Raw genomic sequence first — 802 nt, forward strand, 5'->3', positions numbered from 1 at the left:
GAACCAGGGTGCCGGTGCAGCCCGCCTGGCGGGCGGTGCCGATGGACTCGCGCACCGCCGAAGCGGCACCGCGGGCCGAGGCGGCCGTGCCGCCACGCAACCGGCTGGCGGCCACCACCGGTGCCGACAGCGGCGTAGACATGGTGACGGTCAACGCATTCAGCCCCCTGACCAGGACACTCTTCCCCTGAACTTTGGTGTGGCCGAAGCCCGAGCCCTGCTTGGCATACCCGTAGGTGCGCCGCTGCATCGAGTCGATGTCCAAGAACGCCAGCACGTCCTTGCCGGGCAGCAGCGGGGTGTGGGCGGCCAGCGCCACCAGCACCTGCCGGGCGACCTTGTCGAGTTGGCGCACGTTGCCCCAGGTGAATGCGCGCAGAAACGAGCCCAGCGTGGACGGCGCGCGGATCCCGGTGAACATCGTGTCCATCCCGCCGCGCCGCAGCAGGTCCAGGTCGTCGATGCTGTCAGCGCCGCAGGCCATCCCGGCCACGATCGAGGTCACCTTCGCCGGCGCGTTGACCCCATCGGCCGCGCCCAGCGCCACGTACTCGCCGACCAGCGGCCCAAGGCCGGTCCGCTCGGCCAGCCGCAGCGCCGGAGCCAGCCCCGCGTAGGAAATCACATGCTCATCATCGAAGATCGCCTGCGTACGGCCAGCGGCGTGGGAGAATTCCAACTTACGAGGTGTCCTTTGCAGCGGGCCGATGGAAGCGTGAAGAACTCCCATCCTCCCAGCTCAAGGGACACCTCACTTCATTTCGCCAATCTCGCCCCAAGCTTCAAGCTGTGGATCCAGGCT

General features: G+C 68.3%; 1 protein-coding gene. It reads right to left on the reverse strand.

Annotated elements, in window-relative coordinates; all coding sequences use genetic code 11:
- Positions 1–625 (reverse strand): transposase family protein (locus tag E1267_RS45235; RefSeq protein WP_484213953.1); only part of this gene is annotated, 625 nt, incomplete at its 3' end.
- Positions 626–802 lie beyond the last annotated feature (177 nt).

This window comes from Nonomuraea longispora (assembly GCF_004348345.1).
GTDB lineage: Bacteria > Actinomycetota > Actinomycetes > Streptosporangiales > Streptosporangiaceae > Nonomuraea > Nonomuraea longispora.